This is a genomic window from Streptomyces cyaneus, from assembly GCF_004028635.1.
In the GTDB taxonomy this organism is placed as follows: Bacteria; Actinomycetota; Actinomycetes; order Streptomycetales; family Streptomycetaceae; genus Streptomyces; species Streptomyces cyaneus.
In genome coordinates this window covers 425653-440851 of sequence record NZ_RQJW01000006.1, presented here as the reverse complement: position 1 = coordinate 440851, position 15199 = coordinate 425653, and the positions used below count along the sequence as shown (strand labels likewise).

At 69.7% G+C, this 15199-nt stretch carries 16 protein-coding genes; 10 read left to right on the top strand and 6 right to left on the bottom strand.

The features are described from left to right. Positions 1-60: 60 nt before the first annotated feature. Both EHO50_RS24160 and EHO50_RS24155 read left to right on the top strand, forming a co-directional pair. Complete coding sequence (locus EHO50_RS24160) at positions 61-798, top strand: FHA domain-containing protein (RefSeq protein WP_128433252.1); 738 nt, start codon at positions 61-63, stop codon at positions 796-798. Next, the gene (locus EHO50_RS24155) at positions 795-2144 is read left to right on the top strand and encodes a protein kinase domain-containing protein (protein WP_128433251.1); all 1350 of its coding nucleotides are present in this window, start codon (positions 795-797) and stop codon (positions 2142-2144) included. The genes EHO50_RS24160 and EHO50_RS24155 overlap by 4 nt, the downstream gene beginning before the upstream one ends. Positions 2145-2163: 19 nt before the next feature. On the opposite strand, the gene EHO50_RS24150 is transcribed toward EHO50_RS24155, so the two are convergent. Together EHO50_RS24150 and EHO50_RS24145 are read right to left on the bottom strand one after the other, a co-directional pair. Continuing rightward, the gene (locus tag EHO50_RS24150; RefSeq protein ID WP_128433250.1) at positions 2164-2358 is read right to left on the bottom strand and encodes a DUF397 domain-containing protein; all 195 of its coding nucleotides are present in this window, start codon (positions 2356-2358) and stop codon (positions 2164-2166) included. Next, entirely contained in the window at positions 2339-3190 is an 852-nt protein-coding gene (locus tag EHO50_RS24145) for a helix-turn-helix domain-containing protein (RefSeq protein ID WP_128433249.1), read from the bottom strand. Before EHO50_RS24145 ends, EHO50_RS24150 begins: the two co-directional genes overlap by 20 nt. Positions 3191-3312: 122 nt before the next feature. Between EHO50_RS24145 and EHO50_RS24140 the strand changes: the two genes are divergently transcribed. The 3 genes from EHO50_RS24140 (at position 3313) to EHO50_RS24130 (ending at position 4417) form a co-directional block, all read left to right on the top strand. Continuing rightward, a complete protein-coding gene (locus EHO50_RS24140) occupies positions 3313-3519 on the top strand; it encodes a hypothetical protein (protein ID WP_128433248.1) in 207 nt (68 codons plus the stop codon). After that, positions 3516-3893: an ATP-binding protein gene (locus EHO50_RS24135; protein WP_128433247.1), complete on the top strand. Its 378-nt coding sequence runs from the start codon at positions 3516-3518 to the stop codon at positions 3891-3893. Before EHO50_RS24140 ends, EHO50_RS24135 begins: the two co-directional genes overlap by 4 nt. Before the next feature lie 107 nt (positions 3894-4000). Next, entirely contained in the window at positions 4001-4417 is a 417-nt protein-coding gene (locus EHO50_RS24130; RefSeq protein WP_128433246.1) for a hypothetical protein, read from the top strand. Positions 4418-4478: 61 nt separating this feature from the next. Here EHO50_RS24130 and EHO50_RS24125 read toward each other — a convergent pair whose 3' ends face one another. Further along, entirely contained in the window at positions 4479-5381 is a 903-nt protein-coding gene (locus EHO50_RS24125; protein ID WP_128433245.1) for a helix-turn-helix domain-containing protein, read from the bottom strand. Further along, the gene (locus EHO50_RS24120; RefSeq protein WP_128433244.1) at positions 5378-6178 is read right to left on the bottom strand and encodes a helix-turn-helix domain-containing protein; all 801 of its coding nucleotides are present in this window, start codon (positions 6176-6178) and stop codon (positions 5378-5380) included. The genes EHO50_RS24125 and EHO50_RS24120 overlap by 4 nt, the downstream gene beginning before the upstream one ends. Before the next feature lie 324 nt (positions 6179-6502). Here EHO50_RS24120 and EHO50_RS24115 point away from each other — a divergent pair, with 324 nt between their 5' ends. From EHO50_RS24115 to EHO50_RS24095, 5 genes are all read left to right on the top strand, one after another. Then, positions 6503-8896: a glycoside hydrolase domain-containing protein gene (locus tag EHO50_RS24115; protein ID WP_128433243.1), complete on the top strand. Its 2394-nt coding sequence runs from the start codon at positions 6503-6505 to the stop codon at positions 8894-8896. Beyond that, positions 8893-9585: a hypothetical protein gene (locus tag EHO50_RS24110; RefSeq protein ID WP_128433242.1), complete on the top strand. Its 693-nt coding sequence runs from the start codon at positions 8893-8895 to the stop codon at positions 9583-9585. The genes EHO50_RS24115 and EHO50_RS24110 overlap by 4 nt, the downstream gene beginning before the upstream one ends. A gap of 32 nt (positions 9586-9617) precedes the next feature. Further along, positions 9618-10181 carry a hypothetical protein gene (locus EHO50_RS24105; RefSeq protein ID WP_128433241.1) on the top strand — a complete coding sequence of 188 codons (564 nt, stop codon included), beginning with the start codon at positions 9618-9620 and terminating at the stop codon, positions 10179-10181. Between the two features lie 32 nt (positions 10182-10213). Then, positions 10214-10807, top strand: coding sequence for a peptidoglycan-binding domain-containing protein (locus tag EHO50_RS24100; protein ID WP_128433240.1), 594 nt, complete (start codon positions 10214-10216; stop codon positions 10805-10807). A 136-nt stretch (positions 10808-10943) separates the two neighbouring features. Beyond that, positions 10944-12743: a serine/threonine-protein kinase gene (locus tag EHO50_RS24095; RefSeq protein ID WP_128433239.1), complete on the top strand. Its 1800-nt coding sequence runs from the start codon at positions 10944-10946 to the stop codon at positions 12741-12743. A 48-nt stretch (positions 12744-12791) separates the two neighbouring features. On the opposite strand, the gene purH is transcribed toward EHO50_RS24095, so the two are convergent. Then, positions 12792-14363: a bifunctional phosphoribosylaminoimidazolecarboxamide formyltransferase/IMP cyclohydrolase gene (gene purH / locus EHO50_RS24090; RefSeq protein ID WP_128433238.1), complete on the bottom strand. Its 1572-nt coding sequence runs from the start codon at positions 14361-14363 to the stop codon at positions 12792-12794. Continuing rightward, on the bottom strand, positions 14360-14998 hold the full coding sequence (gene purN, locus EHO50_RS24085) for a phosphoribosylglycinamide formyltransferase (RefSeq protein ID WP_128433499.1): 639 nt from the start codon (positions 14996-14998) through the stop codon (positions 14360-14362). Before purN ends, purH begins: the two co-directional genes overlap by 4 nt. Positions 14999-15199: the final 201 nt, after the last annotated feature.

Here is a 15199-nt window from a genome sequence, read left to right as displayed (position 1 = left end):
CTCCTCTTAGTTGGACTGGGGGAGGGTGGCCCTCATGGAATCGGGCGAGGGGACGAATCCATGTACAGCGTCATCGTCGTACCACCGGCCTGCGCCAGGGCGGACGACCAGATCAAAATCGCCACAGGTGAACGGCTCGCCTTCGGCAGGGCGGGCACCGGCGGCCTCTCCATCACGCACGAAGGGGTGCCCCGGGTAGCCGGTGAGATCGCGGCGCACCGCAACTTCTGGCTGCTGAGCAACCACAGCGAGGACCAGACCTACGTCGTGGAGAACCCGGAAGGCGCGGGTGAGCACATCAAGGTCGGGCCGGGCCGGCTCGACGCGCCCGTGCCGTTCGAGTTCTCGCGCGTGGTCCTGCCCGCGGCGGGCGATCTGCTCGCCTTCGACGTATGGGCACCACGCCACACCTTCCGCAGCGTCGCGCGCACCGGTCTCTCCGGTGCCCTCACCGCACCGGCGTTCACTCTCGACCGCAGCAAGCGGTACTTCGCGGTGCTGACCGCGCTGTGCGAACCCCGCCTGCGCGGGGAACCGCACGCCTCGCTGCCGGCGGTCGAGCAGTTGGTGGAACGCCTGCGGTCGGTCTGGCCGGCGGTCAGCAGGTCCGCGGTCTACTGGAACATCGACTACCTGGCACTCAAGCTGCGCCTGCGCCCCGGCCCCGATACCGCCGAGCCCGGACAGCGAGTCAACGGCAAGAAGGAATCGCTGGTCTCGCTCGCGCTCCGCTTCGACCTCGTCCGCGAGGACGACCTCGCCGTGCTCGCCGTAGGCCCGAGCGAGGTGGTCCGGTGACCGGGCAGTCGTACGTCGTCCCCGTCCCGAAGGGATACCGGGTCGGTCACTGGGAGGTTCGCGAGCCGCTGGCCTCCGGTGCGTTCGCCACCGTCTACGCGGCGCGGCTCACCGGGGAGCGGGCTCCGGAGCTCCCCCGCGAGGCGGCGCTGAAGTTCCTGCCCACCGGCACCCGCACCCCGCGTCAACTGCGCCACCTGCGCGAACTGGCCGAGCGCGAGGTGGACTTGCTGGGCAGGCTGCGGGCACCCCGGCTGATCCGCATGTACGACACGATGACGGTCGACGCCCCGGACCACCCGGAGCTGGACGGCGCCACGGTCCTCGTCCTGGAGCGAGCCGAGGGCTCCCTGGACGCCGTACTCGAACGCACGCCGAAGCCGGAGGCGGGCCCCGCCCTGCTGGCCCAGATCTGCGAGGGCCTGCACCAGCTGCACCACGCCGGCTGGGTGCACGGCGACCTGAAGCCCGCCAACGTACTGCTGCTCAAGGACGGTTCGGTACGACTGGCCGACTTCAACATGGCCGCCGAGCTCGAAGGCACCCACGCCTACGCCCCAGCCTTCGCCACACCCGACTACACCCCGCCCGAGCTGCTCTGGCCCGAGATCGACGAGCGGGGCACCCGCATCCGGCCCTCCGCCGACGTCTGGGCCTTCGGCGTCCTCGCCCACATCGTCCTGACCGGTACCTTCCCGCTGCCGGGCGGCACGACGGAGGCACGCTGCGACGCGGCGACGCGCTACGCGCGCGGCACCGAGGAACTGCGCCTGTCCCCCGAACTGCCCGACGTGTGGGAGGAGATCATCCGGGACTGCCTGGCACCCAGACACGCGGAACGTGTCACCCGCGTCCCCGACACCCCAGCGCTGCTGCGCCGGGTGGAGCAGGCGGCCGGCACCGCTCGCTCGGCCCGGCTGCCCAGACTGCGGCCCCGCCGATGGCGACGTCCGGTGCTCGTCGCGGCGCTCGCGGCGGTGGCCATGGGGGCGGCGATGACGGTGACGTACACCCTGCGCGACCAGGCCCCGGCCGCCACGGCACCGCCCAGCTGCGAGCGGCCTGTGGTGTACGAGGACGGCAAGCACGGCCACGGCTACACCGCCGGCTGGAACAGCACATGGGACTTCACCATCGCGCAGGGCGACGGCGGCAGCCAGGTCCGCGAGGCCCAGTGCCTGCTCAGGTACCTGCACGGCATCACCGAGGTCGGCGAGGTCGACGGCGACTTCGGCCCGCTGACCCACGGTGCGGTCGTCACCTTCCAGAAGCGGACCGGGCTGGATGCCGACGGCATCGTGGGGCCGAAGACCTGGCAGGCGCTGCGCAAGGCCAAGGAGGCCTGATCTCCGCAGGGTCCCAGCCTCAGAGCGAGCGGACGAAGAGGGCCCAGGCGTGGGTGGGGAACACCAGCGCGGGGCCCTCCGGGTTCTTGGAGTCGCGGACGGGGACGAGGGCGGGCAGGTTGTCGGCGACCTCGACGCACTCACCGCCGGTGCCGTTGCTGTAGCTGCTCTTGCGCCACAGCGCCGAGCTCAGGTCAATCTCGTGGCTTGCCATCTCGATAGTCCTCCGCCGCTGCCTGGATCATGGCCAGGGACGCCTCAGGCGACAATGCGGCGGCCCTGAGCAGATCGTACGACTCGCGGTACTGCTTCACGAGCGCCGGGTAGTCGATGAGTTGCCCGCTGTGCAGACTCTCGGCGTACACCACAGGAGGGGCATCCGCGAAGGTCATGATCCTGGTCATGCCCATCATGAACGGATGGGCGGCCACGTCTTCCGGAACGATCTGCAGAATCGAGTGCGTGGTCCTGACCACCCCCGCGATGTGTTCCAGCAGTTCGGCCATCTGCTCGGCCGGGAGTACCCGGCGCCGGATCAGCGACTCGTCCAGGATCGCCCAGAACTTCGGCGGATTCTCCGAGCCGAAGAGCTCCGCCCGCGCCATCCGGACGTTCACCTTCTCCTCGACCTCTTCGTCGGAGGCACGGGGCATGGCCGCCCGAACGATCGCCCGCGCGTAGTCCGGCGTCTGCAGCAGCCCAGGCACAAGCATCGGCGCCCAGTCCTCGATCGTCTCCGCATGCTTCTCCATCTCCGCGACATCCGCGAAGTACTCCGCATGCCCCGACTGCTTCGCCTTGCGGGCGTCTTCACAGCGCCGCTCGAAAAAGCCGTCCGTCTTCAACACCTTGTCGACGTGCCGGGCCAGATCCATCGGCATGCGCCGCTCGCCCCGCTCGATCTGGCTGAGGAACGGGATGCCCCGAAAGCTCCCTTCCGCCAGCTGTTCGAGCGTCAGGCCTGCGTCCTCCCTCTTGAAGCGCAACTCGGCGCCGTAGAAGGAGGGGATGTTCGCCGACGCGTCGGGATCCTTACGAGGGGGCACAACTCACCACCGCCATTTGCCAGTTACCGTGCGCAATCCAAACGCCTTTCACGGTACGCCGCGTGACGCCAGTCTGTGACTGATTCCTCACAGAACGCACAGGACGCAGAAAGGCGGCGCCCATGCACCCCCACCACGACACCACGGCCTGCCTCGAACAACTCCGCACCGCCCTGGAGGCGAACGGCATCACGCTCCCCTCCCTCGGCATCGACATGCCGACCTTCGCGGCCGGGTACACGGCACCGCCCCTCATCGCACTCGGTAACTGCAACGCGGCCGCTGCCCAGGCCCTCATCACCGCCCTGCGCAAGGCGGCCGACCGGTGACCGGACCGTTCGTCCTCGAACTGCTCGCGCTCCCCAAGGCCGTACCCGAGGTACGCCGCTCCGTACGCGAGCACCTGGGCGTACCGTGCCCCGAAGTACAGCTCTGCGTCAGCGAGTTGCTCACCAATGTGATCGCCCACGTCGGCGAAGGCACACCCGTGACCGTTCGCCTGGTGTGCGGCCAGGACGGCCGTGTGCGGGTGGAGGTCACCGACCCCGATCCGCACGCTTGGCTCATCGCACGCCAGCCCGGCGAGGACGACGAGACGGGCCGTGGGCTCCTGCTGCTCGACGCGGTCGCGCGGCGCTGGGGCGTGTGGCTGACCCCCGCCGGCAAGACCGTGTGGTGCGAGCTGCGCCCTGAATTGTTCTAGGTACCGCCCACCCGTCGATCCCGCCACAGTGGACCTTGAACACCCCGTGGGGGCTCCCCACGGGGCTCGTTGTCCCGAACGGGGGAAGGAAGAACACCATGTCGATCATGCGCAAGTCCGCTGTGGCGGCCGCAGCGGCGGCGGCTCTCTGGGCCGGTGTCGCGATACCCGCCGGTGCGTCCACGACGGATCCTCAGGCGCCTGCAGGGGACGGCTGGATCCGCGTCACCAGCGAGGAGCTCAGCACCAAGGTCTGGAACTGCCATTGGGAGCAGACCGAATCGTGGGGCTCCACGAAGGGCTGCGCCACCCCGCACAAGGCCGAGGGCTGGGTCAAGGATCTCAAGGCGGACGGCTATTGCGTCCAGATCGCCATCCACTGGAAGGGCAAGAACGGCGAGTCCGACTGGGACTACTCGCCCGAGGCTTGCCCGGAGGGCGACAAGGACGAGTTCACCAAGGCGCCCGGCGACGGCAGCCACTGGACGGCCGCCGGTAGGGACGTCTGGTTCAAGAAGGTCTGAGGATCACCTCCGCCAAGGGCCCGTCGGTCGCAACCGGCAGGCCCGGCCTTACGGCCCCGGCTCAGTCCGGTGTCACGGTGAAACACCGCCGTTCCCCTTGACGCATCAGACAGGCCCGTACGCGGTTCAGCTCCGCGTCGGAGACGGCCGTCATGGGCGTCGACACCGAGCTCATCTCGTCGAACTCGTCCTTGACCTGGGCCTGTTGGACATCGTGGCCCGGCACGACGAGCTCCACGCGGTCGCCCCTCGTGCCCCGGTCGATACGGGCCCACACCGTGTCGCACACGTCGGAGTGGCGCACCTTGACCATCGTGCCGTCGAGGCGCTGCTCCCCCAGGGAGAGGGGTGGCTCCGCCGCCGTGGAGCACTCCTGGTCCTCGGCACCCTTGCCGGTGCAGGAGGCGGCGTGGCAACCAGGGCCCGGGGCGGAGAAGTCCGCCGCCGCGGTGCGGTCACCGACCGGGCGGTCGCCGGGGCCGGCCAGCACGATCAGCGTCCCGGCGGCCAGGAGGGCGAGCACGCCGAGGGCTCCGGCGTAGAGCCAGGGGATACGGGATCGGGGCGTCGCCGAATCGGCAGGAGGGGGTGCCGCGCCGGGCCTCGTACGCGCAACCTCCTCCTTCGGCGTCGTACTCCTGGCCGCGCTCTCCGCTGTCTCCGGGCGCCCCGTCCGCCCGGCCCGGCCGCTCCACGCGGCTTCCGCCAGCTGCCACAGGGCGAGCGGGCGCTGCGGTTTCACGCCTGCCAGCGCGCACAGTTGCTCCACCGCCTGCCGAGGCGGCAGGGTCCGGCCGTTGAGGTAGCGCTCCCACGAGGACTTGCTGTAGGGGGTCTTGGTGGCCAGCGCGGCCAGACTCAGCCCCGTACCGACGCGCAGCTCGCGCAGCGTCGTGGCGAGCCGGGCGCACTCCGGGGGCACCTCTCGCGGACCGCCCGCCCGCCGGGGGCCGCGCTCGCTCACGTGCGCAGCACCTTCCAGGTGTCCGGGCCGACTATCCCGTCCACCGCGATCTTGCCCTGGTCCTGGAGCCGCCGTACCGCGCGTTCGGTGTTGTTGCCGAAGGCTCCGTCGACGACGCCCGGCGAGACGCCGTGGTGCTCCAGGAGGCACTGTGCCTCCACGACCGCCCAACGGGACGCGTCCCGCTGGAGCTGCTCCGTGCGCGTGCGGCTGTAGCCCGCGTACAGCAGGCCGTCCTCGTCGTCCCGCTCGACCTCGCACTCGTACGTCGTGCCGGCCTTGTAGACGAACGCTCCGAAAGAGGGGTGGACCGCGCCGGTGTACGGCTTCCGGTCCGCGGCGGCCGGCGTTTGCGTGGCGGTGTCCTCCCACGGAGCCAGTAGCACCAGGCCGGCCAGCATCACCAGGGACGTGGTGACACTGGAGAGCAGGATGGCCGGCCAGGGCACGGGCTGGCGCGAAGCCGGGCGTACCCGTAGGTGGTCCGCATCCGGCGTGTCCGGCGAACCGGCCGTCTCCGGTGCCGACGACGGCATCGGCGCCTCCGCCGCCAGTTCCCGGAGCGCCAGCAGGGGTGCGGCCTCCGTGTCGCAGGCCCGCGCGAGCGCCTCGACCGCCTCCTCCGGCGGCAGCGCCCTGCCGTTGAGATAGCGGTCCCAGGACGATTTGCCGAATCCCGTCCTGGACGCGAGCGCCGTGATGCTCAGTTCGCTGCGGTCCTTGTGCTCGCGCAACTGCACCACGAGCTGCCGAAGTCGCGGATCGAGCGACTCGGGCAGGTCCTTCCACCGGGACATGGTCCACCCCCATGTTGTCCGAACAGCCTGTCCAAGGATCCCAGAGCCGACGTGTCGTGAGCACGTCGCCCACGCCGTCGTTCTGCGGCCGGTCACGGCTCACGGACCCACGGGCCACCGTCACAGCGTCCCGCCCCAACCCCACCAGGGACGGAATCACCGCAGGTCAGAGCCGACCGCATCCCATGATCACCCCACCTCCCCGACCGTGCTGGCGCACCTGATCCGGCACATCGCATCCTCGAACCGTCATGGCAGGCAGCGCGGTCCACCCCCGCGCCGCCTGCCATCCAGAGTCCGAACGCCACAGGGGGAGATGATTCCGTGAGCGATCCCAACGTGCTCGCGGCCCAGAGATGGGTCAACGACACATACGCCGGCGTGGCCGGGTACATCGCCTGCGACGAAGACGGCGCCACCGGATGGGGCACCGTGCTCAGCCTCACGCAGGGCCTCCAGCACGAGCTCGGGATATCCCCCACCGTGCAGAACTTCGGCCCCGGCACGTTCACCAAGGTCAAGGAACGCAACCTCAGACCCTTCGCGGAGACGAACAAGAACATCGTCCGGATCTACAACGCGACCTTGTGGTGCAAGGGCTACTACGGCTCGGCGACGGCCGACACCTGGGACAGCACGGCCCAGGCCTCGATGACCGAGCTCTACGGCGACATCGGCATCCCTGCCGGCCGGCCGGTCGATGCCGAGTTGTGGGCCCGCGTCACCAAGGCGCTGCTGCGCATGGACCAGTTCCGCCGGGTGCCCGAGGGCGAGGCGGCGATCCAGAGCATCCAGCGGTACCTCAATTCCCGCTACGTGGTGGACATCCGGATCCCCGCCATGAACATCGTTCCCTGCGACGGCGTCTACTCGCGCGACGTCCAGCAGGGCCTGATGATGGCCATCCAGTACGAGATCGGCATCGCCAGGGACGAGATCACCGGGTACTTCGGGGACAAGACCATCGCGGGTCTGAAGAGCAACCCGTACACCCCCGGGGACGACGGCCCCCTCGCCATCCTGTTCCGAGCCGCATGCCGCTTCAACTCCCCGACTTACGACGAGGACTACGGCGAGTACCACTACAGCTCGTCCTTCGACGCGGCGGCCGAGGGCGAATGGATCCGCGCGTTCAAGCGTTTCTCCCTGCTCCAGCCGGTCAACGCCGAGGGCGACTACCAGACCTGGGCGCAGCTGCTGGTCTCCATGGGGGACCCGATGCGCGCCGCCAAGGGCTGCGACGGCATCACGACCATCACGCCCGAACGCGGCAAGGCCTTGTACGGCAAGGGTTACCGCCTCGTCGGCCGTTACCTGGACGAGAAGTTCGGACCGGGAGACGACGGCTGGCTCGACAAGGCCATCAAGCCCGGCGAACTGAAGGCCATCTTCGATTCCGGCCTGCGGGTCTTCCCGATCTCCCAGTACTACGGCGGGGAGGCGAGCGAGTTCACCTTCGCGAGAGGCGAGGAAGACGCCGAGAAGGCGTACACGAAGGCCAGGGGACACGGCTTCAACCGGGGCACATGCATCTACTTCGCGGTCGACTACGACGCCACCGGCACCGAGATCAACTCGCACATCATCCCGTACTTCAAGGGCGTCCGGTCGGCCCTGGCGCAGCGCGGCAACTACTACCAGTTCGGTGTGTACGGCTCTCGCAACGTGTGCGACCAGGTGTCCCGCAACACCGGGGCCCGCTGGTCCTTCGTGTCCGGCATGTCCTGGGGGTTCTCCGGCAATCTCGGCTACCCGCTGCCGCGCAACTGGTCGATCAACCAGATCCGCGAGTACGACTTCGACGGCGACGGCGTACGGGACCTCGACCACGACGTCTGGCGGGAGACGACCGACTCCGGGTCGGCTTCGGTCAACTCGGCTGCGGTGGGCCTCGATCAGTTCGTCGTGGGGTTGCAGAAGCTGGAAGCCGCGGCCGACTTCTACGACGACCCTCAGGGCAAGAGCCGCAACCAGCTGGTTCTGGAGTTCTTCCGGTACGGGATCTACGACTCGCTCGCGTGGAACGTGCTGCTCGACCCGATCGACGAGAAATGGATCAAGCATGTAAAGGCTCGGGACATCTCGGTGCGGGACTTCCTGGAGTTCACCGACCCGGTCACGCAGGCCACACTCGGTACCCAGCACCTCATGGCCTCCACCGAGGGCATCGCGGAGTACGCGAGCAACACCAGCGAGGCCAACTTCGGCGACACCGTGGGCTGGGGCGGCGACCTGATGACCTTCTACGCCGAGTGGCGCAAGAACAGGAACGCCTACCCGACTGGTCTGGCGTTCTGCCAGGACCGCCTCGCCAGGCCCGACGTCGACTCCACCTTCGGCTACGGCGACTTCCTGGAGGACGCCGACGCGTTCAACCTCGGTCTCCGCATCCGTTCCGGACAGCGCATCTCACAGGCCGTGTCGGACTACTACTCACGGGCGAGCATAGGTGGCGACGTCAACGCTCCCCACCGCTTCCGCGCCTTCTACGTGAACCGGTTCGGCGCGGACAGCGCGAACATCGAACGCCTCGCCAAGGCCGTTCTGGTCGGCGACGACCTGTTGGAGTCCGGCGCGAACCTGTGGCAGTTGGACGGCCTGCTGGAGGACACCGACCAACTGCCCACCTCGATTCCCGCCTCGGAGTTGAACTCCTTCCTGCTGGGCTTCCGTTGGGCCCTGACCGACCGCGTCGAAGCCGAGGGAGGCTCGCTGTGAGCATCGACCGCCGCACCTTGCTGCTGGGCACCGGAGCAGCCGCCGCGCTGACCGCACTGCCCCGTCCGACATGGGCTGCCGACACGGCCGACGCCCCGGGCACGGCCGACCGGGCGGCGAAGGACTGGACCTCCGAGCACAGCGACAACGGCTGGACGATCGACGCGGACGCCGTCGCGGCGTTCCCCGTAGAGGGCTCCGACGCCACCGTACGGCTGCATCACGCCGCGGCCGCCGTCCTGCTGCACGTCGCGAGGCGCTGGCACTACGAGGTCGCCCCGCTGCACGGTTCCGGGGACGTCGCGGGCCACCGGACCGACCCCGCCGTACGGGCCGCCTTCGAGTCGAACTACCTCTCCGGCACCGCCGTCGCCCTGCACCCCCTGCAGTACCCGCTCGGGGCCGGCGACGGCCTGTGGCCTCACCAGAAGAGGATCGTGCGCGACATCCTCGCCGACTGCGACGGCGTGGTGCGCTGGGGCGCCGATCTTTCTCCCGCGGCCGAATGCCACTTCCAGATCGACGTGGCGCCCCGCTCCAAGGCCCTCGCACGACTCACGAGGACATTCCGCGACCGGTCCGTGAAGCGCGCCGGACCGCGCCCCGGCGCGGTGGACGACCCGACGGCACCCGAACGGCGGGCCAAGGCACGTCGGCTGGAGCAGATACAGGTGCAGGTCACGAACTGACCGGCCACACCCAGAACGAGGAGAGAACAACAGTGAGCAGCACCACCACCGCACGACTCCCGAAGACACTTTCCGCGCTCGGCGTCGCCGTCCTGGCGGCCGGGCTGCTGACCGCCGCCAACGGCTCCGCGGGCGCCGCGACCGGCAACGCACACACGGGGACGGCCGAACGGATCGCGGTCGAACCGGGCGAGGCCCTGCTCCTCGGCTCGGGCACCGTCACTCCGGCGTCGGAGGCCAGTGAGTGGCTCGTCCTCGCCCGCAACCAGTGTTCGCAGGGCTATGCGTGCTTCTTCAAGTACGACCCCGATGTCACAGGGAACGCCTCCGTCGGCCACAAGTGCTCGTACAGCACGAACACACGCAACGCCGACCAGCTCTGCTCCTGGATGCACGGTTTCCAGACCAACGTCTACCCCAACGGCTATCCCGTGGGCGGCATCTACAACAAGAGCAGCAAGCGCGTCTACTACTGGACCAACGGAACGTGCTCGGGAGACCGCATCGGGTCCACCGCGAGCAACACCGGGGGCGGCCTCGCCGGTACGTACAAGGTCAAGGGCATCAAGTTCGGCAGCAGCACGAGCGGTTGCTGATCCACTCGCTCACACCCGAAAGGAACACACCCATGTCCAAGCTACGGGGGAAGATCGGCCTCGGCATCCTGGTCGCGGGCCTGTCGACTCTGCTCACCGTCACCCCGGCACAGGCCGCGTACGCGAACAACTCCGGGGCGTACGGCACCACGTTCGTGGACGGCGACGACAGCCTCACCGACGACTTCGGCGACCACTTCGAGGAACTCGGCAACTCGCTCTGCTACGGCTGCAGCGAATCCTCGAACACCGACATCGTCATGCTCTGGCAGAGCATCCTGGCCGCCGAACACCTGATGGAGCCTTATGACATCGACGGATACTTCGGCGCCCAGACCAAGGCGGCCACCATCACGTGGCAGAAGCGCTACGACCTGACTGCCGACGGATGGGTCGGCGACGCCACCTGGAGCAAGGCCGACGACCGGCTGGAGTGGAGCGGTTCCGCCGTGCGGTACAAGAGCGGCGGGCTCTTCGGGTTCGTGGAACTCCACCGCGGAGACACCTCCAAGTACCACGACGGCGGCGCCTACCACCTCCACAAGGTGATGCAGGGCGACGGGGTCTACGTCTTCGAGACGGGGACGCGCATCTATCACCGCAGCAAGACCATCAGCCACTACTGACGCCGCTGCGCGGTGGCGGTGAGCGTCACGTCGTCACGCTCACCGCCACCACCCCCCGTCGCCCAGCAGCGCGATAGCCTCGTCAACGACCGTGGAAGAAAGACGCGTTGGGGAAGAGAAAGCACTCGGGGGACAGATGAGCGACCAGCGGCAACCCGTGCCGCCGCACGGGCCGACGTCCGATGACGTCGGCCTGCAGCAACTGCAAGAAGCGGGCGCGACCCCGCTGCAACGCACCGACCCCGGCCGCATCGGACCGTACCTGCCCCTCGGCCTCCTCGGCAGCGGCGGCATGGGCCGGGTCTACCTCGCCCGCCCCGCCGACAACACCCCCGGCCTCGCCGCCGTCAAGGTGATCCGCCCCGAGTACGCCGAAGACCCCCGCTTCCGCAGGCGCTTCGAGCGGGAGGCCTCCGTACATGCCCGGGTCCACACCCCGCGTGCGCCGCAGCTGCTCGGCACCGGGTTCGACGACACGCTGCTGTGGATGGCGACGCAGTACGTGCCCGGCCTCAACCTCGCCGACGCCGTGCGCGACTGCGGCACACTGGCGCCGGCCGGCGTGTGGCGGCTGGTGGCGGACCTCGGGCAGGCCCTGTCGGCGATGGCCGCCGCCGATGTCGTACACAGGGATCTCAAGCCGTCCAACGTGATCCTGTCCCCGCAGGGCGCGCACGTCATCGACTTCGGCATCGCGCAGGCCGCCGACAGCAGCGCGATCACCTCGACCGGGAGCAGGGTCGGCACACCGGCCTTCATGGCGCCCGAGTATCTGCGCGAGGGGCGGTGCGACACCGCCTCCGACGTCTTCTCGCTCGCGGGGAGCCTGATCTACGCCGCCACCGGCCACGCCCCCTTCGGGGACGGCACCGGCGTCGACGTGATGCACCGGGTCGCCTTCGAGGAGCCCAAGCAGGAGATCATGGCGGAGCTCTCGGCCGGGGACCCCGCGTTGGCCGCTCTCCTGTCCGCCTGCCTCGCCAAGGACCCCGCCGTGCGCCCCACCCCACGGCAGCTCACCGACGCCGCCACGGCCGCCGGCCACGGCCGCGCGGCCGTCTGGCACGAGCCTCTGAGCGCCCGGCTGCTGGCACGGGGGCAGGCCTGCGACGTACTGGAACAGGTCGCCGTTCACGAGACCGTCCAGTTGCGTGCGCCGGCACAGCAGCCTGCGCCTCCCGGCACCGCGTTCGGACCGTCTGCACCGCCCTCCTGGCAGCACGCCACCCCCATCCAGACCCCGTCGCCGGAGGACGGGGGCGGTGGGAAGAAGCGGAAGGCCCACCTCGCCGTCGCCGCCGGCCTCGCCGTGTGCGCCGTCGCCGCGGGCGCCTTCTTCCTCACCCGCCCGTCCCTCGACGAAACGGCCTCGGCCGCACCGACGACAGTCGGCAGCACCGCCCCCGACGACGCGCACGCCTCTCCCCTCCCCAGCTCCTCCACGTCGCCCTCCGGCGACAAGGACAACGAGAAAGGGAAGGGGAAGGGGAAGGACACCAGCCCGGGGGATGCGGAGGCCGAGAAGTCAGAGAGCCCGAACGCACCCGTAGGCGGCGCAGGCGCAACGCAGTCCACCCCCACCGACGAAGCCGCCCCCACATCCGACGGCGACGACAGCGGCGGCAGCAGTGGCGGCACCGCCCCGACCGCCACCCCCACCAAGACCGCCACCACACCCGCCACCCCGCCCTGGATCTCCCAGTGCACGTACTACTTCGGCACCGAACTCACCGACTACGGCGACAAGGGCCAACGCGTCGTCCAGGTGCAGTGCATGCTCACCAAGCGCGGCTACGGCGTCGGCAGCGCGGGCGTGGACGGCGAGTTCGGCAGGGACACCGAGTCCGCGGTCAAGCAGTTCCAGAGCTCCAAGGGACTTGAGGTGGACGGTCAGGTGGGTCCCAACACCTGGGCGGCGCTGCGCAGTTCCACATGACGCAGGGCCCGCCGTCGATCGAACGGCGGGCCCTGCGTCACATGCGGATCAGTGGAAGAAGTGCCGCGTCCCGGTGAAGTACATCGTGACGCCCGCCTTCTTCGCGGCCTCCACCACCAGCTCGTCACGGACCGAACCGCCGGGCTGGACCACGGCCTTGACGCCGGCCTCGGTCAGGATCTCCAGGCCGTCGGGGAAGGGGAAGAAGGCGTCGGAGGCGGCGTACGAACCCTGCGCGCGCTCGGCGCCGGCCCGCTCGACGGCCAGCTTCGCGGAGTCGACGCGGTTGACCTGCCCCATGCCGACGCCCACCGAGGCGCCGTCCTTCGCGAGCAGGATCGCGTTGGACTTGACGGCCCGGCAGGCCCTCCAGGCGAAGGCGAGTTCCGAGAGTTCCTCGGCGGTGAGCGCCTCACCCGTCGCCAGGGTCCAGTTGGCCGGGTCGTCGCCGTCGGCCTGGAGGCGGTCGGTGACCTGGAGGAGGGCGCCGCCGTCGATGGGCTTGACCTCGGCGGGGTGGGAAGGCGCGGCCGGGGCCTTCAGGACCCGGATGTTCTTCTTCTTGGCGAGGGCCTCCAGCGCGCCGTCCTCGTAGTCGGGCGCGACGATGACCTCGGTGAAGATCTCGGCGACCTGCTCCGCCATCTCCTTCGACACCGGGCGGTTGACCGCGATCACGCCGCCGAACGCCGACAGCGGGTCACACGCGTGTGCCTTGCGGTGCGCCTCGGCCACATCCGAACCGACCGCGATGCCACAGGGGTTGGCGTGCTTGATGATCGCCACGGCCGGCTCGGCGTGGTCGTACGCGGCACGGCGGGCGGCGTCCGTGTCCGTGTAATTGTTGTACGACATCTCCTTGCCGTGCAGCTGCTCGGCCTCGGCGAGACCGACGCCCGTGCCGTCGACGTAGAGCGCGGCGGGCTGGTGCGGGTTCTCGCCGTAGCGCAGGGTGCTCTTGCGCTCCAGGGTGGCGCCGAGGAAGTCGGGGAACATCGAGTCGTCGACGGGCGCGTAGGCGCTGGCGAACCAGCTCGCGACCGCGATGTCGTACTCGGCCGTGTGCCGGAAGGCCTCCGCGGCCAGCCGCTTGCGGGCGGCGAGGTCGAAGCCGCCGTCCTTGACCGCGGCGAGGACGTCCGCGTACCGCGCCGGGCTGGTGACCACGGCGACCGACGGGTGGTTCTTGGCGGCCGCGCGGACCATGGAGGGGCCGCCGATGTCGATCTGCTCGACGCACTCGTCGGGGGACGCCCCCGAGGCGACGGTCTCGCGGAACGGGTACAGGTTGACGACGACGAGGTCGAAGGGCTCGACGCCCAGCTCGGCGAGCTGCTCGCGGTGGCTCTCCAGCCGCAGGTCGGCGAGGATGCCCGCGTGCACGCGCGGGTGCAGGGTCTTGACGCGGCCGTCCAGGCACTCGGGGAAGCCGGTGAGCTCCTCGACCTTGGTGACGGGGACGCCCGCCGCGGCGATCTTCGCGGCCGTGGAACCGGTGGAGACGAGCTCGACACCGGCCTCGTGCAGCCCGCGCGCGAGGTCCTCGAGCCCGGTCTTGTCATAGACGCTGACGAGCGCCCGGCGAAGGGGCCGCTTGTTGCTCTCGGCGGTGGCGGTCACTGAATAACTACCTTTCGTCCCTCAATGCGATAGCCGTTGCGGGCGAGCCGCCCCACGACCTCGACGAGCAGCCTTCGCTCGACTTCCTTGATGCGCTCGTGCAGAGCGCTCTCGTCGTCCTCGTCCCGGACCTCCACCACGCCCTGAGCGATGATCGGCCCGGTGTCGACGCCGTCGTCGACGAAGTGGACGGTGCAGCCGGTGACCCTGGCTCCGTACGCGAGGGCGTCACGGACGCCGTGGGCGCCGGGAAAACTGGGGAGAAGGGCCGGGTGGGTGTTCACGAACCGCCCGCCGAAACGCGCGAGGAACTCCTTGCCCACGATCTTCATGAACCCGGCGGAGACGACGAGATCGGGCTCGTAGGAGGAGACGGCCTCGGCGAGCGCCGCGTCCCACTCCTCCCGGCTGTCGTAGTCCTTGACCTTGCGCACGAAGGTCGGCAGCCCGGCGCGCTCGGCCCGCGCGAGCCCCTCGATGTTCTCGCGGTCGGCACCGACGGCCACGATCTTTGCGCCGTACGCCTCGGCACCGACGGCGGCGATCTCGTCGAGCAGCGCCTGCAGATTGGTGCCGGATCCGGAGACCAGCACGACGAGGCGCTTGGCACGCTCGGCCACGGGCTTGGCGGCCACGGTGGGGCCCTTTCTCGGGGGTGCGTTCTTCATGCGGCCGACGCTTTGTATATTCGTACGAATGCATCGCGCCCCGGGATACGGGGAAGTCTACGAAGCGGCCGACCGTCAGCAACGATACCGGCACTACGGGCAGCCCCCACGGGACGGGGGCGTGGCCGGAAGGTAGCGTCTGGGGGAGCTGGCCCGGGAACGCGGTCG